The sequence below is a fragment of the Thermus hydrothermalis genome (genome assembly GCF_022760925.1).
GTDB classification, from domain to species: Bacteria; Deinococcota; Deinococci; order Deinococcales; family Thermaceae; genus Thermus; species Thermus hydrothermalis.
In genome coordinates, this window is the sequence record NZ_JAKTNT010000005.1 from 63,122 (window position 1) to 82,779 (window position 19,658).

A 19,658-nucleotide genomic window follows, 5' to 3' on the forward strand; every position below is an offset into this window, starting at 1 on the left:
CCCTTTAGAAGGCGGGGTGGGGTGTGGGGTCCACCACCACCTCCAGGAGGAACGGCCCGGCGGGAAGCGTCGCCAGGGTCGCTTCTAGACTTTCTGGGTCCTCCACCCTGGCTGCGGGAACGCCGAAGGCTTGGGCCAGCTGGCAAAAATCCACTCCCGAAAGGGCAAGGCCCGGGACCCGCTCTGCCTGGCCGGAGTAGAGGCTTTGGGCGAAGCCCTTGAGAATACCGTATCCCCCGTTGTTGAGGACCACAAATAGCACGTCCGCCTTAAACTCCCTAGCTGTGTAAAGCACCTGGGGTGTGAAGAGGAAGCTTCCCTCCCCCACCACCGCCGCGGCCCTTTGTCCAGCCAAGGCGGCCCCTACGGCGGCGGCCGCGGCAAAACCCAATCCCCCGCTCGCCCCATGGAGGTAGCCTCCCCCTTCCTGGCGCAGGTGGCGCCGGAAAGCCCCGCTTAGGGAGATGGCCTCGTCCACGACGAACCGCAAGGACAGGGCTTGGGCGAGGCGGGCCGCCGCGTAAGGGGGGTTCAGGCGGCCCGAAGGGCTATAGGGGGCGGGCAAAGGGGTGGGGGTACCCTGGGGTACCGCCCTTGCCTGGGGCAGGACCAGCCGGGAGAGGCGCTCTAACCCCAAGGCCACATCGCCCAAGTAGACCTCCTGGGCTTCCGCCCGGGCCGCCTCCTCGGGGTCATCGGTAAGGAGGAAAAGCTGGGTGCCTGCGGGCACCGCGGGGCCTGGGGAGTAAGGGTAAAGGAGGAAGCAGGGCGCGCCAGCTACCAGGACCGCATCAAAGGCCTCGAGGACCTCCCGGATCCGTTGGGCCACAGGAGGTAGCACCCCACGGTAGAGGGGGTGCTGCGTGGGAAAGGGGTGGCGCGGGCTTATGGGGTCCGAGAAAACAGGGGCGCCCAAGGCCTCGGCGAGGCGGAGGGCCGCCTGGCGAGCCAAAGGCGTGTCTGTCCCACCCCCCAGGACCAGGGCAGGGTGGGTGGCCTGGGCCAGGGCCTCGGCCAAAGCCTCTAGGCCCTGGGCCGGGCCAGGGGCAAGGAGGACCTTAAGCCTAGGGGGTGGGGCCTCCTCCTCCCAGAGATCCATGGGGATGGCCACCACCACGGGCCCTCGAGGAGGAGTCATGGCCAGGTGGTAGGCCCGCTCCAGGGCCTCCGGAAGATCAGCTCCCCGCTCCACGGAAAAGGCAGCCTTGGTCACGGGGCGCGCCATCTCCACCAGGGGTCCGGAAAGGAGGGGATCGCGAAAGAGGTGCCGGCGATCTTGCTGGCCCACGGTGACAAGGAGCGGTGAGCGGTTCTTCCGAGCGGTGTAGAGCGCCCCTATGGCGTTCCCCAGGCCCGGCGCCGCGTGGAGGTTTACCAAGGCCACCCGACCGCTGGCCTGGGCGTACCCATCGGCCATGGCCACCGCCACGCCCTCGTGCAGGCCGAGGACGTAACGGGCTACCTCCTCTAGGCCCAGGAGGAAAGGGATCTCGGTGGAACCCGGATTGCCGAAGGCCCAGGAGATACCCCGCTCCCGAAGCCACCGGTGGGCGCTTTCCCGTGCGGTCATCCTTCCACGCTCCCTTTCCGCCCCACCCGCCGGCGCAGGCCTAGGGCCACGAGCAAAAGCCCCGGAAGGGCGAGGAAACTGGTTAGGCTTTCCGGGATGGCACAAAGGACGCCACCAACCCCGAAGACGACCCTCGCCCAAAGGGGAAGAGGGCCTAAGCCCCAGAAATACCCTTCCAAAGCCCCCACCAAAAAGAGAAGCCCTAGCGCGGCCAAGGCCAGATGGTAGGCCACGGAGAGAGGGCTTCCCTGGAGGATTAAAGCAGGCTCAAAGAGGAAGAAGAAGGGGAGAAAGTAAATGGCAAGCCCCAGCTTGGCTGCGGTAAAGCTCGCCCCCATGGGCGAGGCCCCCGCTATGCGGGCGGCCAAAAAGGCGGCCACGGCCACAGGGGGGGTGATGGCGGAGAGCATGGACCAGTAGGCGATGAAGAGGTGAACCGCTAGGGGGGAAAACTCCCCAACGCCCACAAGGGCGGGTGCCAGGGTTACGGCGAGGAGGATATAGGCGGCCACCATCACCCCTGCCATCCCCAAAACGAAGGCGATGGCCACCCCTACCAAGAGGACTATGTAGAGGTTTTCCGCGCCCATCCGCACCAAGGCCCCCGTGAGGGCCGGGGCCACCCCCGTTCCCACAAGCCCGGCAAGGATAAGCCCTACAGGGAGGATGAGGGCCAGGGTCTGGCCGATGAGGGAAGCGGCGCCCACCAGGGCACGGTCCAAGGCTTCCCATCGCAATCCCCTTCCCGAGGCGAGGAGCAGAAAGCCCAGGGCATATAGGGGAGCGAGGCGCTCCAGGCGAAGGTACAGGAGGGCGAAGACCAGAAAACCTAAGGCTAGCAGGAAAGGAAGCCCCCGGCGTAGGCTCGGTCCCAAGGAAGGAAGTTCGGCGCGGGGCAAGCCCCGAAACCCGTGGTGGGCGGCGTAGAGGTCCACGTGGGCGAAGAGGGACAGGTAGTAAAGCAGGGAGGGCAGGAGGGCTGCAGCCACCACCTGGCCGTACGGCACACCTAGGAGGTTGGCCATGACAAACGCCACGGCCCCCATCACCGGGGGCATGAGCACGCCCCCCGTGGAGGCACACGCCTCCACCGCCGCCGCGTAGGTCCGGGGAAACCCAGAGCGGATCATGGCGGGAATGGTGAGGCTTCCCGTACTGGCCACGTTGGAGAGGATGCTCCCGCTCAGGCTGCCGAAAAAGGCGCTCGCCACCACGCTCATCTTGGCGGCCCCTCCTCGGGTCCAGCCGAAAAGGGCTGCAGCCACCTCCAAAAAGACCTGCCCGGCCCCCAGGGCCACCAGAAAGGCGGCAAGGAGGAGGAAACCCACCAAGAGCTCGCCCACAGTGCGCATGGGTAGGCCTAAAAGCCCCTGGGTGGAGTAAACGGCGTAGCCCAGGACCTCCTGCCACGGAAGGGAAGGCCCCCAGAGAAGGCCTGGCAAGTAAGGGGCCAACAAGGGGTAGGCCGCCAGGACCAGGGTCACCAAGGCGAAGCCCATCCCGCCTACCCGCCTGGCCCCCTCCAGCACCACCCCCAAGAGGAAGAGGGCCAAGGCCACCTGCCAAAGGGCTTCCGGGTTGGTCCAGGGCCGAAGGACCATGCTGGGACCATGCCAGGCGAGGAGAAGCCCCGTGGCCGAAACGCCCAAGGCGAGGGCATAATCGTACCACCGGGGCCGGGCGTCCTGGGGACGGGCGGGAAAGAGGAGAAAGACCACAGGCAAGTAGAGGGCCAAAAGCAACCAGTAATAGCTGAAGTCCAAGATGGCGAACCCAACGAAGGGGCTACCCAAGAGGTAGTACAGGATTAAGGCTACACCCAAGAAGGAGGTGCTCCGTATCCAAACCCGAACCCACGCGGGGAGCTTGTCCCAGCGCCCCTCCATCTTAGGGCCTCCACACTTCGGAGAAGCGGGGCACGCGGTTTTGCGTCAGGAACTCCCGCCAGAACCGCTGCCAGGCCTCGCTTGCGGGATCGGTGCTGATCCGGCGGGAGCGGGCGAGGGCCAGGGCCCTTTCGTAGAGGGTGGTGTACTGGTCCGCTAGGCGGACGGAGGCTTGCTGCCTTGCCTCCAACTCCTGGTTCCACAGGCCCTTTTCCCTCAGGTACCGCACGGTTCCGGGATGGAGGGGCACGGACAGGTTCTCCACCAGGAAGCGCAGGCTTTCCAGGGTTTGGTAACGGGCCATGGCGTGCTTGTCCTTATAAAGGGCGTGGTTCTCGTCCCACCACTTCACCAGCTGATAGGCCAAGGCTTCGTCCACATCGGCCCGGGTGTAGTAGACGCTTGGGATGACGAACATCCGCACCCCTCGAGCCGAGGTAACCCCTATGTCCGCAGGCCGGGTGAGTTTGAGAAGGGGGTATGCCCACTGCCACCGGAGAAGGCAGGTACGGTCTTCCTGCGCGGTGGGCACGGGAAGCCAGCGTATCCCCCTGGGGTTGCCCTCCACCTCCACGTTGACATCGGAAACAGGCGAGGTGAAGGCTATGTCCGCCCCACCCCCCTCGGCAATCACCCGCGAGTTGGCGCTGTAGTTGGCAACCGGCACCAAGCGCACCTGTTCCCGGCTAATCCCCCGGCAAGCGAAGAGCCCATCCAAAATGCGGTGGAAGTAAGAGAAGGGGGGCCAAGCCACCCGCACCCCGGGTCCTATGTCCTGCACCCGTCGGTAAGGGGTATCCCCGCGGGTCATGAGGCCCCAGGGGGTCAGGATGGCGGGATAGACCACCCGCAGGGGCCCGGGACGGTAGCCTGCCTCCCCGTCTAAAGACTCCACCAACACCGTCAGTGGGGCGGAAATGAAGTCCACCCGGCGCTCCAACAGCCACCCCGTTATGGTGGGCGTGGCGCCGGGGGCAACCCGCACCTGGACCCCTGTGGCACTGGCAAACTCCCCCGACCAGGCCACCAGCAGGGAATAGCCCGCCGTGCCCACCTCCGTGGAGCCGAAGAGGAGCTGCCTCGGCCAGGAGGCGGTTCCCTGGGCCAAGCCCACCAGGGACGAGTAGAGGAAAACCCATACGCAGACCTTTTTCCACCCCATCCTGCCCTCCTTACCGACCATTCGGTTGGAATCCATGCTACCCCACTTATCCCCAGCGGTCAAGCGGAGGAAGAAAGGTGAGCCAGGACACTTGTCCCTTCGCCCCGGGTATGCGAAACTAACAAACGACCGTTAGCCATGGAGCGCCGGGACGAGATCCTCCACGTGGCAGGCACCCTCTTCAGCCAGAGGGGCTACCACGCCACCAGCATGCGGGAGCTCGCCCGCCACCTGAACCTGCAGGGGGGAAGCCTCTACGCCCACATCCAGTCCAAGGAAGAGATCCTCCTGGAGGTGGTGCGGCAGGCGGCGGAGCGCTTCCTTGCCGTCTTGCAAAGCCTTCCGGAAGGCAACCCCGTGGAGCGGATGCGGGCCTTGGTGAAGGGGCACCTTAGGGTCATCGCCGAGGAGCTTCCCCGGGCCACGGTCTTCTTCCACGAGTGGAAGCACCTCTCCCCGCCCCTCCTCGAGGAGGCCAAGGCCCTGAGGCGCCGCTACGAGGAGGGGGTGCAGGGGGTGGTCCAGGAAGGGGTGGAAAAGGGGGTCTTCCGGGTGGGAAATGTCCGCCTCGCCACCCTCTTCGTCCTCTCCGCCCTCAACTGGACCTACCAGTGGTACCGGCCCAATGGCCCCCTTTCCCTAGACGAGCTTTCGGAAGCCTACGCCAGGCTCGTGCTCCGGGCCCTAGGCGTGGAGGAAGGAGGCGAGGATGGTCAAGCTTAGGATCGGCTACCCCGAAGACCCGGACTATCCGGAGAGGCTTGCGGAGTTTGAGGCCAGGATCGCCCGGGGAGAGAAGATTGAACCGGGAGACTGGATGCCAGCGGAGTACCGCCGTCAACTCGTCCGCATGATCTCCCAGCACGCCCATAGCGAGTGGGTGGGCATGCTCCCCGAAGGGGCCTGGATTACCCGGGCTCCCTCCCTAAGGCGCAAGCTCATCCTCCTGGCCAAGGTGCAGGACGAGGCGGGGCACGGCCAGTACCTCTACCACGCCGCCGAAACCCTGGGGGTGACGCGGGAGGAGATGGTGGAGGCGTTGCTCTCGGGCCGAGCCAAGTACTCCAACATCTTCAACTACCCCACCCTCACCTGGGCGGACGTGGGCATCATCGGCTGGCTGGTGGACGGCATGGCCATCAAGAACCAGACCATGCTGGCCCAGTGCTCCTACGGGCCCTACTCCCGGGCCATGGTGCGCATCTGCGCCGAGGAAACCTTCCACCACAAGCAGGGGAAGGAGGCGGTCCTCCTCTACGCCAAGGGGTCTAGAAAGCAGCGGCAGATGGTCCAGGACGCCCTGAACCGCTGGTGGTGGCCCACCCTCATGATGGCGGGGCCCCACGACACGGACTCCCCCCACACCCCCCTCCTCCTCCGCTGGGGCATCAAGACCAAGACCAACGACCAGATCCGCCAGGAGTTCCTGAACGAGCACGTGCCCGAGCTTTTGGAGGCGGGGCTTGTGCCCCCTGACCCCGACCTCCGCTACGACGAGAAGACGGGGAACTGGGTCCACGGGCCCATCCCCTGGGATGAGTTCTGGAAGGTCATCAACGGGGAAGGCCCCATGAACCGGCACCGCCTCCTGGCGAGGCGAAGGGCCCACGAGGAGGGGCGCTGGGTGCGGGAGGCCATGGAGGCCCACGCCAAAAGGCGGCTGGCCCAGGCGGCGGACTAGGGGGAAGCCATGTGGGGAACGGAGTGGTCCCGGTACGAGGTGATCAAGCAGGACACGCCCAAAAGCCCCCCCCAGATGGTGGGCTCGGTGCACGCCACGGACCCCGAGCACGCCCTGCTCCTCGCCCGGCACGTCTTCGTGCGCCGCCCCTCCGCCTACGCCCTCTTCGTGGCCCCGGCGGAGGCCTTCTTCCACGTGACCCAGGAAGGGCTAAAGGGGCCTTGGGCGGAAGGGACGGAGGAGGGCCCGGAGGAGGCCTACTGGGTCTTCGCCAAGCGGAGCCACCGCCGGAGCATGGTCTACGGGGACCTGGTGGGCCGCTTCCTCGCCCGGGGGCCCGCCTCCGCCATAAGGGAAGCCCTCCTCCACGCCCAGGGGGTGGCCTTCTGGGCGGTGCCGGAGGGGCTGGTGGTGGGCACGGAGCCCAAGGAGGAGGTCATAGAGAGCTGGTTCGCCCCCGCCAAGGAGAAGACCTACCGCCTGCAGAGCTACTACGGCCTCATCACCGCTCGGGAGGTGGAGGATGCCCCTTGACCCCTACCTCAAGGAAGCCCTCGTGGCCAAGCTCACCGCCTTGGCCGACGACGAGGTGGTCTTAGCCCAGCGCCTTTCCGAGTGGGTGGCCCATGCGCCCATCCTCGAGGAGGACATCGCCATCGCCAACCTGGCCCAGGACGAGCTGGGCCACGCCAAGCTGTACCTAGAACTCCGCCAGGAGCTGGACGGCTCCGACCCCGACCACCTGGTCTTCTTCCGCGACCCCCTGGCGTACCAGAACGCCATCCTGGTGGAGCTCCCCAAGGGGGACTGGGCCTTCACCATGGTGCGGCAGTACCTCTTTGACGCCTACGAGAACCTTTGGCTCAAGGAGGCGGAGAAAAGCGCCTACGAGCCCCTAAGGGAGGTGGCGGGCCGTATCCGGAAGGAGGAGCGCTTCCACCTAAAGCACAGCGCCCTCTGGGTGGAGCGCCTAGGCCAGGGCACCGAGGAAAGCCACCGCCGCGCCCAGGAGGCCCTTGAGCTCCTCTTCCCCTACGCCAAGCAGCTCTTCGTCCCCCTCCCCGAGGAGGAGGCCCTGGTGGAGGCGGGGGTGGTGCCGGACCTGAAGGCCCTCGAGGCCCCCTACCTGGAGGAGGTGACCCGGCACCTGGAGCGCTCGGGACTCAAGCCCCCCCAGGGGGGCTACGTCCCCAAAAGCCGCAAGGAGCACACGGAGTACCTATGGTCCCTGCTCGCCGAGATGCAGTCCGTGGCCCGCTGGGATCCGGAGGCCAAGGCGTGGTAGACCGCTACTGGGAGGCCCTAAAGGGCGTCAAGGACCCGGAGATCCCTGTCCTGAACATTGTGGAGATGGGGATGGTCCTGGGGATTGAGGCGGAGGGGGGCCGGGTCAAGGTACGCTTCCGCCCCACCTTCTCGGGCTGCCCCGCCCTGAGGCTCATCCGCGAGGAGATCGTAAAGGCCCTGAAGGCGGCGGGGGCGGAGGCGGTGGAGGTGGAGGAGGCCCGCACCCCTTGGTCCACGGAGGCCATGACCGAGGAGGCCAAGGGGAAGCTTTCCGCCTACGGCATCGCCCCGCCCCTGCCCCTGCCCCTGGCCCACCAGGACCCCCCCTGCCCCCGGTGCGGCGGCCGGGAGGTGGTCCTCAAAAACGCCTTCGGGGCCACCCTCTGCAAGATGCTCTACCAGTGCGCCTCCTGCGGTGAGGTCTTTGAGGCGTTTAAGGCGGTGTAAGCATGAAGCTAAAAAGCTACCTTCTAGGCCAATGGCGGGAAGGGGAGGGGGAAGGCGTCCCCATCCGGGACGCCACCACCCATGCGGAGCTCGCCCGGGCCACGGCGGAGGGCCTTCCCCTCAAGGAGGCCATCGCCTACGGGCGGGAGGTGGGAGGGAAGGCCCTTCTCGCCTTGGGCTTCCAGGAGCGGGGAAGGCGGCTTAGGGCCCTCGCCCAGTACCTCTCGGAGCGGAAGGAGGCGCTTTACCGCCTCTACGCCACCACGGGGGGCACAAGGCGGGACGCCTGGTACGACGTGGACGGGGGGATTGGGGTCCTCTACGCCTACGCAAGCCTCGCCCGCACTCTCCCCGAGGGGAACCTCCTCCCGGAGGAGGACTACCTCCCCCTTTCCAAGGACCTCTCCTTCCAGGGGCGGCACGTCCTCGGGCCCAAGGGAGGGATTACCCTCCAGGTGAACGCCTTCAACTTCCCCGTCTGGGGCCTTTTGGAGAAGTTCGCCCCCGCCTTCCTCGCCGGGGTGCCCACCCTGGCCAAGCCCGCCACCCCCACGGCCCACGTGGCCGAGGCCCTGGCCCGGATGATGCTGGAATCGGGCCTCCTCCCCGAGGGGAGCTTCCAGTTCGTGGCCGGGGGCCTTGGGGATGCCCTGGACGCCTTGGACTACCGGGATAGCCTCTACTTCACGGGCTCCAAGGCCACGGCGGACCGCCTGAGGCGCCACCCCGCCTTCCTGGAACGGGGAGCCCACTTCAACGCCGAAACGGACTCCCTAAACGCCGCCATCCTGGGGGAGGAGGCCGGGGAAGAGGAGCTTCTCCGCCTCGCCGAGGAGATCGCCCGGGAGCTCGCCATCAAAAGCGGGCAGCGGTGCACCGCCATCCGCCGGGTCCTGGTGCCGGAGGAAAGGCTTCCGGCCCTCCTCGAGGCCACCCGGGCCCGCCTCGCTCCCTTGCGCCTGGGCGACCCCCGGGAAGAAGGGGTGGACCTAGGCCCCCTCGCCTCCCTGGCCCAGAAGGAGGAGGTGGAAGGGGCGGTGGCGGCCCTCCTAGAAGCGGGCGCCCAGGTCTACTGGCAGCACGAGGGCCGGAAGGACGGAGCCTTCTTCCCCCCCACCCTCCTCCTCGCCCAAGACCCCTGGCGGGAGGCCCTCCACCGGGTAGAACCCTTCGGCCCCGTGGCCACCTTCTTCCCCTACCGCACCCGGGAGGAGGCCCTGCGCCTCGCCCGCATGGGCGGCGGAATGCTCGTGGCCACCCTGGCCACCCCCGACCCCGAGGAGGCCCGCTTCTACCTTCTGGGGCTTTCGGGAGAGGTGGGCAGGCTCCACCTCCTAAACCGCCGGGACGCCCAGGCCTCCACGGGCCACGGCTCCCCCCTCCCCCGCCTCCTCCACGGCGGTCCGGGCCGGGCGGGGGGTGGGGAGGAGCTTGGGGGGCTCCTCTCCGTGAAGCGGCACCTGGCCCGCCTGGCCCTCCAAGGGGACCCCCAAAGCCTCCAAGCCCTCCTCGCGGAGTACGCCAAGGGGGCGGAAACCGAGGCCCAGGTCCACCCCTTCCGCAAGGCCTACGAGGAGCTCGTGGTGGGGGAAACCCTCACCACCCACCGCCGCACGGTAACCGAGGCGGACATCGCCCTCTTCGCCCACCTCTCCTGGGACCACTTCTACGCCCACACGGACGAGCTTGCGGCCCAAAAGAGCCTCTTCGGCAAACGGGTGGCCCACGGGTACTTCGTCCTGGCCGCCGCCGCCGGGCTTTTCGTGGACCCGGCCCCGGGGCCGGTCCTCGCCAACTACGGCCTGGAAGGCCTCCGCTTCACCGAGCCCGTGGGGATCGGGGACACCCTCCAGGCCCGCCTCACGGTGAAGGCCAAGCGCCCCCGGGACGAGAGGACCGGGGTGGTGGAGTGGGCGGTAGAGGTGGTGAACCAGGAGGGCAAGACCGTGGCCACTTACACCCTCCTCACCCTGGTGGCGCGGAAGCCTCAATAAGCGAGGAAGCCCCCGTCCACCACCACCGCCTGGCCCGTGAGGTACTCCGCCTCCTCCCCGCAGAGAACCGCGGCCACCTGGGCGATCTCCTCGGGCTTGGCCCAGCGGCCCAGGGGGATGCGGGCGGTGATGGGGCCATAGAGCTCAGGGTTTTGCCGTACGGGAAGGGTGAACTCCGTCTCCACGTACCCCGGGCAAAGGAGGTTGACCCGGATCCCCAAGGGGGCCCATTCCTTAGCCAGGGCGCGGGTGAGGCCCAAGAGGGCCGTCTTGGCCGTGGTGTAGGCGGGAATGGGCACCGGGCCGCCTCCCGTGAAGGTGGTCACGGAGCCGAGGAAGAGGATCCGGCCCCAGCCGGCCTCCGCCATGCGGGGCGCCGCCGCCTTGGCGAGGAGAAAGGCCACATCCAGATGGAGGTAAAGAACGCGCCGCCACTCCTCGTAGGCAAGCTCCAGGGCCGGCTTCCGCACGTTCACCGCCGCAGCGTGCACCAGCACGTGGAGCCCCCCTAGGGCCCGATGGGCGTCCTCCACAAGCCTTGCCGGATCCTCCGTTTCCAGGTCGCTTTTCAGGGCCAAAGCGGGCCACCCCTCCTTCTGTAAGGCGGCCACCGCCTCCTCCGGATTCCGGCTGGCAATAGCCACGCGAAAGCCCTTCCGCAAAAGGGCCTCGGCGATGGCCCGCCCAATGCCGCGGCTCCCTCCGGTCACCAGCGCCGTTCTCATGGTTGTCCTCCCTAACGCACCATGCCCATTCCCTGCTGCCGAAGGACCTCGAGGTCCTCGCGGTAGGGGGTGCCCTCGTGATCCCCCCGGCTTGCCGCCACACAGGCCCCGAGGAGGTTGCCTAGCCTGAGGCGTTCCTCCACCGGAAGCCCCCAGAGGTGCCCCGCCAGGTACCCTGCGGCAAAGGCATCCCCCGCCCCCACGGGGTCCACCGCCGCCACCGGGAAGGCCTCCTCCTCTACCCTACCGCCCTCCCCAAAGGCCACGGCCCCCCTGGGCCCCCGTTTGAGAACCACCTCCGGGGCCCTTAGGCGCCGCAAGGCCCCTTCTTCATCCCCGAAGAGCAGGCGGGCCTCTTCCTCGCTCAAAAACACCAGGTCTGCCAAGGGAAGGGCCTCATCCAAGAAGGCCAGGGCCTCCTGGGGAGGCCAAAGGGCCTGGCGGTAGTTGAGATCTAGGCTCACCCGCACGCCCCTCCTCTTCGCTTCCGCCATGGCCCACAGGCTAAAGGCCCGGCAGGAGGGGCTAAGGGCAGGCGTGATGCCGCTCAGGTGAAAGAAGGAGCTACCTTGGAGGTAGTCCGGGTCAAAGGCGCCTGGAGCCAGGTTGCTTGCCGCTGAGCCCTTCCGGTAGTAAAAGGCCCGGCCCTTACCCAAGGGCAAATATTCCCGCAAGTAGAGACCCGTGAAGCCAGCCACCCGCCGGAACTGGGTAAGGTCCACCCCTTCTGCCCTGAGCTTTTCCATGACCATGGCGCCCAGCTCATCCTCCCCCACCTGGCCTACAAACCCCACCCTTACCCCAAGGCGGGCCAGGGCTACCGCCACGTTTACCTCGGCACCGCCCACGTAGGCCTCCAACAGGTGCTGGCTCCGAAGGCGCCCCAGGCCCTGGGGCACCAGGGCCACCAAAGGTTCCCCCGCGGTTACCACCTCAGGCATCGTCCCTCCAGGGAACGTTGTAGCGGTGGCCTAGGGCCCGCAGTTCGGCCACAAGCTTTTCCGGAAGCTCTACCCCTTCCTTCCAAGCCTCCGCCCGCCGCCTCGCTTCCCGTTCTCCCGGCATGAAGACCTCCTCGTGGCCTGGAGCAGGAGGGGTAGCCTTCACGGCAGCCCACAACTCCCCCATCCGCCTCAAGAACGCCTCCTGGCCCACGAAGGCCTTGGGGTCAAGGGCCAAGACGAAGTGGCCCACGTCCTGGGGGCGGTCCCATTCCTCGTACATGCGGCCGATGCCATGGGCTACACCCGCCCCTGTGAGTACGCCGGAGAGCACCTCCACCAAAAGGGCCAGGGCGTACCCCTTGGGGCCGCCGAGGGGCCTTAGGGCGTATACCTCCCCCGGGTCCTCCGTGGGCCGGCCCTCCCGGTCCACCCCCCAGCTCGGGGGTATCCTCTCGCCCTTTTCCCGGGCCAGGAAGACCTTCCCCATGGCGCTTTCCGAGGTGGCAAGGTCCACCACCAGGATCCCCTGGGGGGCGGGCGCAGCAAAGGCCAGGGGATTGGTACCCAGGGCCTTCTCCTTACCCCCAAAGGGCACCACGTCGGGCTCGGCGTTGGTGGTGACCAGGGCCAGCAAGCCCTGCTGGGCAAGCTTTTCCGCGTAAAGCCCCGCCATGCCAAAGTGGGTGCTCCGCCTTACCCCCACGGCTCCAAGGCCGTGGGTCTGGGCAAGCTCGCCAGCGAGCTCCACCGCCCTTAGGGCTACCCGGGGGCCAAAGCCGTGCTCTCCATCCAAGAGGGCCACGGGGCCTTTGCGCTCCACGGGAAGACAGGGGCTTGGGTTCACCAGGCCCGCCTCGAGGCGGCGCAGGTAAATGGGCAGGCGCAAGAGGCCGTGGCTTGACACGCCCCTCAGGTCAGCCTCCACCAAGGCCCAGGCCACCGCCTGGGCGGAGGGCAGATCCGCCCCCGCTTGGCGGAGGACGGCTTCCGTCCAAGCCCTGAGGAAATCCGCCTGCCACCTCATAGGCTCATTCCCCCATCCACCACGAAGGCGCTCCCCGTGGCGAAGGCCCCCTCGTCAGAAGCCAAGTAAACGGCCAGGGCGGCGATCTCTTCGGGCCGGCCCAGGCGCTTTAAGAGTTGCCGCTCGGCGAAGGCCCTAAGACCTTCTTCTCCCCCTGCCCGTTCCCGAAGGGAGGGCGTATCCACCGTACCCGGGCAGATGGCGTTGACGCGCACCCCATAAGGGGCAAACTCCAGGGCAGCCGCCTTGGTCATGGCCACCACCGCCGCTTTGGTGGCCGCATACACGAAGCGCTTGGGCACCATCTTAAAAGCGGCCACAGAGGCGATGTTGATCACGCTCCCTCCCCCCTGGGCGGCCATCTTGGGGAGTGCAGCCTGCATGGACCAAAACATGCTCTTGGCGTTGAGGAGGAAGGCGTTGTCCCAGTCCTCATCCGTGGCCTCCAAAATCCCTCCCACGGGTACGACGCCCTGGGCGTTAACGAGGACGTCCAACCGGTCTAGCCCCTGAATGAGGGAGAAGAGGGCTTGCTTGTCCCGCGCATCTAATCCCACGGCAGGGAGCACCCCCGCAAGCTTCTCGGGGTGGAGGGTGGCCGCCAGGACCTCGGCCCCCTCTCGCTGAAAGGCCTCGGCAATAGCCCGCCCAATGCCCTGCCCTGCCGCAATGACCAGCGCCTTCTTGCCTCTAAGCCGCATACCTCACCTCTAAAAGAGGAGCCGGGGCAGGAAGAGGACCACGCCAGGGAAGAAGTAGGCCAAGAGGAGGACCAAGAGGGTGGCCACCAGGAAAGGCCACCCTTCCCGCACGTACTCCCCGAGGCCGCAACCCATAACCGAGCAGACGGAGTACATGGAAAGCCCCACCGGGGGGGTCAAAAGCCCCACGGCGCAGGTGAGGACCATGAGCACTCCGAAATAGACCAGGTCTATCCCCATAGCCTTGGCAGCGGGCACCAGGATAGGGGTGAGCAGGATGATCATGACCGTGGAGTCCAGGATGGTGCCGAGGAGGAGCAAGCATAACAGGATGAGGAGAAGGGCCACCTGAGGGTTCTGAATAGCTTCCAGGAGAAAGGCGGAGACCTTTTGGGGAAACATCTCCCACTTCATCCCATACCCCAACACCGCTGCCATGCTGATGAGGAGGGCCACCATACCCACATCCCTCACGGAGTGTTCCAAGGCCCGCCCTATGCGCTCCCAGGAAAGCTCCCGGTAAACGAAACCCACGAAAAGGGCATAGACCACCGCAGCCGCCCCCACCTCGGAGGGGACGAACACGCCGAAGCGTAGCGCCGCGAGGAGAAGGAAGGGAAAGAGCACGGCGAAAAAGCTTTCCCTGAGTGCCTTAAGGAGCGCGGAACCGCTAGGCGGGGTAGGGCTTTCCGGAAGGTACCCTCTCCTTTGGGCAAGCACGGCCACGGTGAGCATGTACGCCAGGGCCATGAGCACCCCTACCCCGATCCCTCCAGCGAAAAGCTGGCCAATGGACACCTGCCCGATGCTGCCGTAAAGGATAAGGCCGATGCTCGGCGGGATCGCCACGGCCAGAAGGCCGGAAAACCCCTGGAGCGCCGCGATGAAACCCCTGGAGTACCCCCGACGCACCATCTCGGGCCCTAGGAGCCTGGCCTGCATGGTGGCGTCCGCGATGGCTGATCCCGAGACACCTCCCATAAGAAAGCCCAAGAGCACGCTCACCTGGGCCAGGCCACCCCGCAGGAAGCCCGTGAGGGTATGGGCGAAGAGGAGGAGCCTCCGGGTCACACCCAGCTCGTTCATCAGGTTGCTGGCCAGGATGAAGGTGGGGATGGCCAAGAGGGAAAAGTTTTGGGTCTCCGCCAGCGCCAGCTGGACCGGCATGACGAGCTGGAGCTCGGAATGGGTGAGGAAAAAGACCAACCCCCCGATCCCAATGGCGAAAACCACGGGCATTCCTAGCACAACGAGGCTCAGGAAGACGAGGAAGCTCAAGAGCATGTTTTTATCCCTTGAGGACCCGACGGAACCGCTCTAAAGCGGTGGTGAGCATGAGAAGGCTTCCCAAACTCACGCTTAGCATGACCCACCCGTAGCTGAAACCCGGTATCCCCTGGAAGCTGCGAAAGCGGGCCTGGTAAGCCGCCACCAGGCCATACACAAAGAGGGCCAACAGGAACACGGCCACGAGGGCCCAAGTCGCCGCCTGCACCCAGCGGCGCACCCTTGGGGGAAGGAGGCGCACCAAGTTATCCACCGCCACGTGCCGGTCCTCCCTTAAGGCCAGGTCCGCCCCCAGGAAAACCGCCCAAGCAAAACAGAAGGTAGCAAAGTCCATGGACCAGTCCAAGGGATGTCCCAGGAAGCGCCCCACACCCCCCGCAAAGACGATAAGGGCGCAGGCAGCGAGGAAAGCTTGCGCTAGGGCTTGCTCTAGACGCAAGATCCGGTGCCGCAACCTTACCCCCCTTCCCTTGCCACCCTTGGCGCTGCTTTGCCTCCTACCGCCTTAGGGCCTGATACAAGGCATCCCGGATGCTCTTAAGCCCCAAGCGCTCGTAGGCCGTTTCCGCTGCCCGCCGGAAAGCAGCGAGGTCCACGTCGCTCACGATGGTCATGCCCCGTTGCTGGATAAGGGCCTTGATGCGCTCCTCTTCCGCTGCGATGCGTTGGGAGGTTTCCCGGCCAGCCCGCACGCACTCTTCCCGGAGGATCTGCCGGTAATTGGCAGGTAGGCGCCGATACCAAGCCTCCCCCACCACCTCAAAGTTGATAAGGAGGAAGTGCTTGGTCTCGTTCACATAGCGCAGAACTTCCCACAAGCTCATGTCGGGAATGTTGGCGTAAACGAGCTCGGCCCCGTCTATGGCCCGTTGCTGCAGGGCAGAGTAGATCTCCCCGAAGGGTAGGGCCACGGGCGTAGCCCCCAAGGCCCGCACGGACTCTTGCCAGACGGGTGCTGGCGGCGTGCGTATGCGCAGGCCACGCAGGTCTTCGGGGCGGCGCACGGGCCGGTTGGTCATGAAGTGCCGGTAACCCTGAACCCAGTTAAAGCAGAGGACGCGGATTCCGTACTGCTGGGCTAGGCGCTCAATCCAACCCTGCACCACGGGTAGGGTGGTTAGGCGCTCTACCGTGGCGTAGTCGTCCACAAAGTAAGGGCCGTTGAAAACGCCGAGCTCCCTGACGTAGTTGCCCAAGCGTGCCCCGTCGGTGTTCTGGCCCACGGGCACCCCTTGGCGCAGCTGCTCAATGATGTCCTCTTCCACCCCGAGCTGGGCGCTGTGGAAGACCAGGATGCGCAGGTCCCCGTTGGTCCGTTGCGCCACGCGTTCCGCCCAGGCCTGCAAGCCCGCGTGGTAGGGGTGGTTGGGCCCAAGCACGTGGTTAAAGCGGAGGGTATACGTCTGTGCCCAGGCTAGCCCCAGCGCCAGACCGACAACCAAAACCGCAATACGCCGCATTGCTCTTCACCGCCTTTCCTTTTCGTCTCACTATATACTACCTAATCCCACATATTGTCAATAGGATACTTGTTCCCATATAATGGGAACATGCGTCGGTTAACGTTAGAAGACCCAGAAGGCGCCCAAACCCTCCTTCGCGGCCTGTGGCTCCTGGAGCAGGTAGCCGAGGGGGTGCATGAGCTCAAAGCCCTCGCCGATTCGTTAGGGCTCAGCCGGAGCACCGCCTACCGAATCCTCAGCGCACTGACCCGGGCGGGCTACCTACGCCACGAACCGCGAAGGGGGTACTTCCTGGGACCCAAGCTCATCCGCCTAGGCTTTAAGGCCTACGGCCAGCTGCACCTTCCCACCCTCGCCCGTTCCCACCTCGAGGCCCTTCGGGACGCCACGAGGGAGACCGTGCACTTGGCCGTCCTGGAAGGAAAAGAGGTGGTCTACATTGACAAGGTCCCCGGCAAGCGGGAACTCGTACTGGCGAGCCAGATCGGAAGCCGTTTCCCTGCTCAATCCACTGCCTTAGGCAAGGCCATCCTGGCCTTCCTCCCCGAAGAGCGGTGGCAGGAAGCCTTCACTCCAGGCCTGAAGCGCACCCCAAGAACCCTTGGCGACTATCAAGCTTTTCGGGAAGAGCTGCGCGCCACTCGGATCCGGGGATATGCCCTAGACCTGGAGGAGAACGAACCCGGGGTGCGGTGCGTGGCTGCCCCGATCCTGAACGGGCAAGGGGAGCCCGTGGCGGCGGTAAGCGTGTCCACCGCTGCCATCTACCTGGACGAGGACCGCATTCCCGAGGTAGCCGAGAAGGTACGGGAAGCCGCTCGGCGCATCAGCCGCGAGCTTGGAGCCTAAGAAGGGCCCTGGCCGTACGAACCCGCGCGCGAATCTGCGCGGGATCCCCTGTTAGAAGCCAGCTTCCCCCCACAGCTAACAGGTTGGGCAAAGGGGCATAGAGGGGCAGGTGCTCCTCCTTGATGCCGCCCGTGGGCAGAAAACGCACCTCGGGAAAAACCTCGGCGTAGGCCTTCAGTACCTGGGCCCCCTGGAAGGGTTCTGCGGGAAAGAACTTGAGAACGGAAAGGCCAAGCTCCAAAGCCCTTTCCACCTCCGTGGGCGTAAGGACGCCGGGGAAGTAGGGCACCCCTTCCTCCTGCGCCAGGCGGGCCACCCCTTCCCTTAGGCCCGGCGAAACCAAAAAGCGAGCCCCCGCAGCCAAGGCAGCTTTCGCCTCCTCGAGGCCCCGCACCGTGCCTGCCCCCAGGAGGAGGCCGCTACCCCTCAATGCCCCCAAGGCTTCCAAGCCTTGGGGGGTCCGGAGGGTGATCTCCAAAACCCCAACGCCTTCTTCCCGCAACGCCTGGGCCAAGGCCCAAAGGTCCTCCCCGCCCCGCACGGTGAGGAGGGGTAGGAGGCGGGCATTAGCCAAAGCCTCTAGGACCTCCACGGCTTCATGCTACGTGAACTCCCGGGCGAGCTCTTTGAGCCTTTCGGCGATCCCCGTGTACTCCAATTCCTCCATGGGAAGCATGGCGGGGCCGTAGAAGCCCTGGCGGCGCATCTCCTGGGCCTTCTCCACCACCCTGGCCCGCACCGCATCCCACACGGGGTCAGCGAAGAGGTCCACGGGCTCGGAAAGCCGCCCCTCCCTTAGGGAAAAGGCGAGGCCACAGACCATGGGCACGCAGAAGAAGGTGGAGGCCGGGGTGTTGGCCTTTACGGGCATGAGGGGCAGGTGGTGGCTCCCCCGGGTGTCCCCGGCCACGAAGGGGGCGAGGGCGAAGGGGGGGCCGAGCTCCTCCGTGGCGGGGAAGATCTTCTGGGTGCGGATGAGGGCCACGGGGTCGTCCTTGCCCACGTAGCGGCCGGCGATGTTCCTAAGCCGCGTGGTGCTCACCACGGCGGCGACCTCCCCGTACCTCCGGGACCAGATGGACTCTATGGCGAAGCGGTGGGAGTCGCGCAGGAGGGTGGCGATATCGTAAAGGCGCTCGGGGGCGTCCAGGGTGATGTAGCTGTCCCGCTCCGTCTGGGCCAGGTCCATGATGCGGAAGCGGAAGCCCGGCCGCAACTCCGGGGACAAGAGGAGGCCCGAGGAGTACATGGGGTCGGCGAAGGCCAGGTAAAGGGGCAGGTTGAAGGCCCCGGGCTCGGTCTTGTCCGCCGCCAGGACCACGAAAGGCTCGGAGGGGCGCTCCTTAAACCGCATCTCCGCCACCTGGGGGCCAAGGCCGTGGAGGTTGCCGGTGAAGGCGTCCTTCAGGAGGTCCTGCCCCGCCCCATAAAGCCCCTCTTCCTTGGCCACCTGGGTTCCCTCCTGGAAAGCCTTCCAGGCCAGACCGTGCACCTCGGGGTGGCGGGGGCCGTGGGTGTGGCTTAAGAGGAGGACGATATCGTCCCCAATGTGGAAGACGTAGGCGTCCAAAAGGAGCCGGCCCACCGCCTCCTGCACCACTTCCTTCACCCGGGAAAGGACCCTTGGGCTCGGCAGGGTATGCCCGCCCACGGAGCCGATATCCGCTTTAAGCACGGAAAGCGTGACCTCCATACCTCCCTCCTTTCTCTTCCATATTTCCACATAGAGAACGGGAAAAGCAAGGGTGGATGGCCCGGGTTTCGCTTTGGGCGTGGAAGCGCGGAAAATGCCCCAGAGGGTCCCCGTGGTACAATAGGCCCATGGCCGAGCACGAGGCGGCCTACTGCCCGGTTTACGCGGCCCTCAACCTCCTCCAGGAGAAGTGGACCCTGCACATCATCCGGGCTCTCCTGGAGGGCCCTAAGGGCTTCAACGAGCTCTCCCGGGCCATCGGGGGCGTGAACCCCGCTACCCTTTCCCAGCGCCTCGAGCACCTGGTGAGCCTAGGCCTCGTGGAGAAACGGGTGGAGTCCCACATGCCCCCCAGGACCCGGTACAGCCTCACGGAGGCGGGCCGGGAGCTGGAGGCGGTCATCGCCGCCATTGACCGCTGGGCCCGCAAGAACCTGAAGGCCCCCGTGGCCTAGTCCGCCTCCCCCGCCAGGTACTGCAGGTAGTTGGCGAGGCCCATCTGCTCCTTCAACTCCCGCTGCGCCTCCAGCCAGTCCACGTGGGCTTCCTCGTCCTTGAGGATCTCCGCCACCATGTCCCGGGTGCCGTTGTCCCCTAAGGACTGGGCCAGGTTCATGGTTTCGTTGTAGCCCTTGACCGCCATCAGTTCCCCTTCGTAATCCCGGAAGAGGATCTCCTCCACGTTCTTGCCGATGCGGATCTCCCCGATGCGGCTTACCTCGGGGAAGCCTTCCAGGAAGAGGATGCGCTCAATGTGCTTTTCCGCATGGCGCATCTCCGTGATGGCGTGGGCCTTGAGGTGGCGGGCGAGGGCTTTGAAGCCCCAGTTCTCCGCCATCTCCGCATGGACCATGTACTGCAAGATGGCGGCGAGCTCCTCGGAAAGCCTTTCCTGCAGGCTTTGGATGACCTCGGGGTGGCCTTTCATAGGAACCTCCGCCCCCA

Annotated in this window: 21 protein-coding genes; 8 read left to right on the top strand and 13 right to left on the bottom strand. The window is 66.2% G+C overall.

What is annotated here, in order from left to right; all coding sequences use genetic code 11:
* Window positions 1-4: 4 nt before the first annotated feature.
* The 3 genes from L0C60_RS04465 to L0C60_RS04475 are packed head-to-tail and all read right to left on the bottom strand — an operon-like array spanning window position 5 to window position 4,618.
* Window positions 5-1,570 (bottom strand): thiamine pyrophosphate-binding protein, encoded by a 1,566-nt coding sequence (locus L0C60_RS04465; protein ID WP_234504052.1) that lies wholly within the window; start codon window positions 1,568-1,570, stop codon window positions 5-7.
* Window positions 1,567-3,456, bottom strand: a complete 1,890-nt coding sequence (locus L0C60_RS04470) for a TRAP transporter permease (protein WP_234504049.1) — start codon at window positions 3,454-3,456, stop codon at window positions 1,567-1,569. The genes L0C60_RS04465 and L0C60_RS04470 overlap by 4 nt, the downstream gene beginning before the upstream one ends.
* A gap of 1 nt (window position 3,457) precedes the next feature.
* On the bottom strand, window positions 3,458-4,618 hold the full coding sequence (locus L0C60_RS04475; protein ID WP_234504047.1) for a TAXI family TRAP transporter solute-binding subunit: 1,161 nt from the start codon (window positions 4,616-4,618) through the stop codon (window positions 3,458-3,460).
* A gap of 138 nt (window positions 4,619-4,756) precedes the next feature.
* On the opposite strand from L0C60_RS04475, the gene L0C60_RS04480 reads away from it, so the two are divergent.
* Genes L0C60_RS04480 through paaZ form a run of 6 tightly spaced genes read left to right on the top strand, consistent with a single transcriptional unit; the run spans window position 4,757 to window position 10,027 of the window.
* Window positions 4,757-5,341, top strand: coding sequence for a TetR/AcrR family transcriptional regulator (locus L0C60_RS04480; protein ID WP_234504045.1), 585 nt, complete (start codon window positions 4,757-4,759; stop codon window positions 5,339-5,341).
* Entirely contained in the window at window positions 5,328-6,299 is a 972-nt protein-coding gene (gene paaA / locus L0C60_RS04485) for a 1,2-phenylacetyl-CoA epoxidase subunit PaaA (protein ID WP_234504043.1), read from the top strand. The genes L0C60_RS04480 and paaA overlap by 14 nt, the downstream gene beginning before the upstream one ends.
* A gap of 9 nt (window positions 6,300-6,308) precedes the next feature.
* Window positions 6,309-6,833 (top strand): phenylacetic acid degradation protein, encoded by a 525-nt coding sequence (locus L0C60_RS04490; protein ID WP_234504041.1) that lies wholly within the window; start codon window positions 6,309-6,311, stop codon window positions 6,831-6,833.
* A complete protein-coding gene (paaC, locus tag L0C60_RS04495; protein WP_234504039.1) occupies window positions 6,823-7,584 on the top strand; it encodes a 1,2-phenylacetyl-CoA epoxidase subunit PaaC in 762 nt (253 codons plus the stop codon). Before L0C60_RS04490 ends, paaC begins: the two co-directional genes overlap by 11 nt.
* The gene (paaD, locus tag L0C60_RS04500; protein WP_234504037.1) at window positions 7,578-8,033 is read left to right on the top strand and encodes a 1,2-phenylacetyl-CoA epoxidase subunit PaaD; all 456 of its coding nucleotides are present in this window, start codon (window positions 7,578-7,580) and stop codon (window positions 8,031-8,033) included. Before paaC ends, paaD begins: the two co-directional genes overlap by 7 nt.
* A 2-nt stretch (window positions 8,034-8,035) precedes the next feature.
* A complete protein-coding gene (gene paaZ, locus L0C60_RS04505) occupies window positions 8,036-10,027 on the top strand; it encodes a phenylacetic acid degradation bifunctional protein PaaZ (protein WP_234504033.1) in 1,992 nt (663 codons plus the stop codon).
* Here the strand turns inward: paaZ and L0C60_RS04510 are convergent.
* Genes L0C60_RS04510 through L0C60_RS04540 form a run of 7 tightly spaced genes read right to left on the bottom strand, consistent with a single transcriptional unit; the run spans window position 10,021 to window position 16,087 of the window.
* Complete coding sequence (locus L0C60_RS04510; RefSeq protein WP_234504030.1) at window positions 10,021-10,752, bottom strand: SDR family NAD(P)-dependent oxidoreductase; 732 nt, start codon at window positions 10,750-10,752, stop codon at window positions 10,021-10,023. The two genes, paaZ and L0C60_RS04510, sit on opposite strands and share 7 nt — an antisense overlap.
* A gap of 11 nt (window positions 10,753-10,763) precedes the next feature.
* Window positions 10,764-11,693: a sugar kinase gene (locus L0C60_RS04515; protein WP_234504028.1), complete on the bottom strand. Its 930-nt coding sequence runs from the start codon at window positions 11,691-11,693 to the stop codon at window positions 10,764-10,766.
* On the bottom strand, window positions 11,686-12,720 hold the full coding sequence (locus L0C60_RS04520; RefSeq protein ID WP_234504025.1) for an Ldh family oxidoreductase: 1,035 nt from the start codon (window positions 12,718-12,720) through the stop codon (window positions 11,686-11,688). Before L0C60_RS04520 ends, L0C60_RS04515 begins: the two co-directional genes overlap by 8 nt.
* A complete protein-coding gene (locus L0C60_RS04525; protein WP_234504024.1) occupies window positions 12,717-13,421 on the bottom strand; it encodes an SDR family oxidoreductase in 705 nt (234 codons plus the stop codon). The genes L0C60_RS04520 and L0C60_RS04525 overlap by 4 nt, the downstream gene beginning before the upstream one ends.
* A 9-nt stretch (window positions 13,422-13,430) precedes the next feature.
* Window positions 13,431-14,705, bottom strand: coding sequence for a TRAP transporter large permease (locus L0C60_RS04530; protein WP_234504021.1), 1,275 nt, complete (start codon window positions 14,703-14,705; stop codon window positions 13,431-13,433).
* A 4-nt stretch (window positions 14,706-14,709) separates the two neighbouring features.
* Entirely contained in the window at window positions 14,710-15,162 is a 453-nt protein-coding gene (locus L0C60_RS04535; RefSeq protein WP_234504018.1) for a TRAP transporter small permease, read from the bottom strand.
* 43 nt (window positions 15,163-15,205) lie between these two features.
* A complete protein-coding gene (locus L0C60_RS04540) occupies window positions 15,206-16,087 on the bottom strand; it encodes a C4-dicarboxylate TRAP transporter substrate-binding protein (protein ID WP_243092540.1) in 882 nt (293 codons plus the stop codon).
* 171 nt (window positions 16,088-16,258) lie between these two features.
* On the opposite strand from L0C60_RS04540, the gene L0C60_RS04545 reads away from it, so the two are divergent.
* The gene (locus tag L0C60_RS04545; protein WP_234504014.1) at window positions 16,259-17,020 is read left to right on the top strand and encodes an IclR family transcriptional regulator; all 762 of its coding nucleotides are present in this window, start codon (window positions 16,259-16,261) and stop codon (window positions 17,018-17,020) included.
* Here the strand turns inward: L0C60_RS04545 and L0C60_RS04550 are convergent.
* Together L0C60_RS04550 and fbp are read right to left on the bottom strand one after the other, a co-directional pair.
* Window positions 16,998-17,612, bottom strand: a complete 615-nt coding sequence (locus tag L0C60_RS04550) for a bifunctional 4-hydroxy-2-oxoglutarate aldolase/2-dehydro-3-deoxy-phosphogluconate aldolase (RefSeq protein ID WP_234504011.1) — start codon at window positions 17,610-17,612, stop codon at window positions 16,998-17,000. The genes L0C60_RS04545 and L0C60_RS04550 overlap by 23 nt on opposite strands.
* Before the next feature lie 9 nt (window positions 17,613-17,621).
* Complete coding sequence (fbp, locus tag L0C60_RS04555) at window positions 17,622-18,713, bottom strand: fructose-1,6-bisphosphate aldolase/phosphatase (protein ID WP_234503991.1); 1,092 nt, start codon at window positions 18,711-18,713, stop codon at window positions 17,622-17,624.
* A 128-nt stretch (window positions 18,714-18,841) separates the two neighbouring features.
* On the opposite strand from fbp, the gene L0C60_RS04560 reads away from it, so the two are divergent.
* On the top strand, window positions 18,842-19,168 hold the full coding sequence (locus tag L0C60_RS04560) for a winged helix-turn-helix transcriptional regulator (protein ID WP_071676174.1): 327 nt from the start codon (window positions 18,842-18,844) through the stop codon (window positions 19,166-19,168).
* Here the strand turns inward: L0C60_RS04560 and bfr are convergent.
* Window positions 19,165-19,641 (bottom strand): bacterioferritin, encoded by a 477-nt coding sequence (gene bfr / locus L0C60_RS04565; protein ID WP_234503988.1) that lies wholly within the window; start codon window positions 19,639-19,641, stop codon window positions 19,165-19,167. The two genes, L0C60_RS04560 and bfr, sit on opposite strands and share 4 nt — an antisense overlap.
* Window positions 19,642-19,658: the final 17 nt, after the last annotated feature.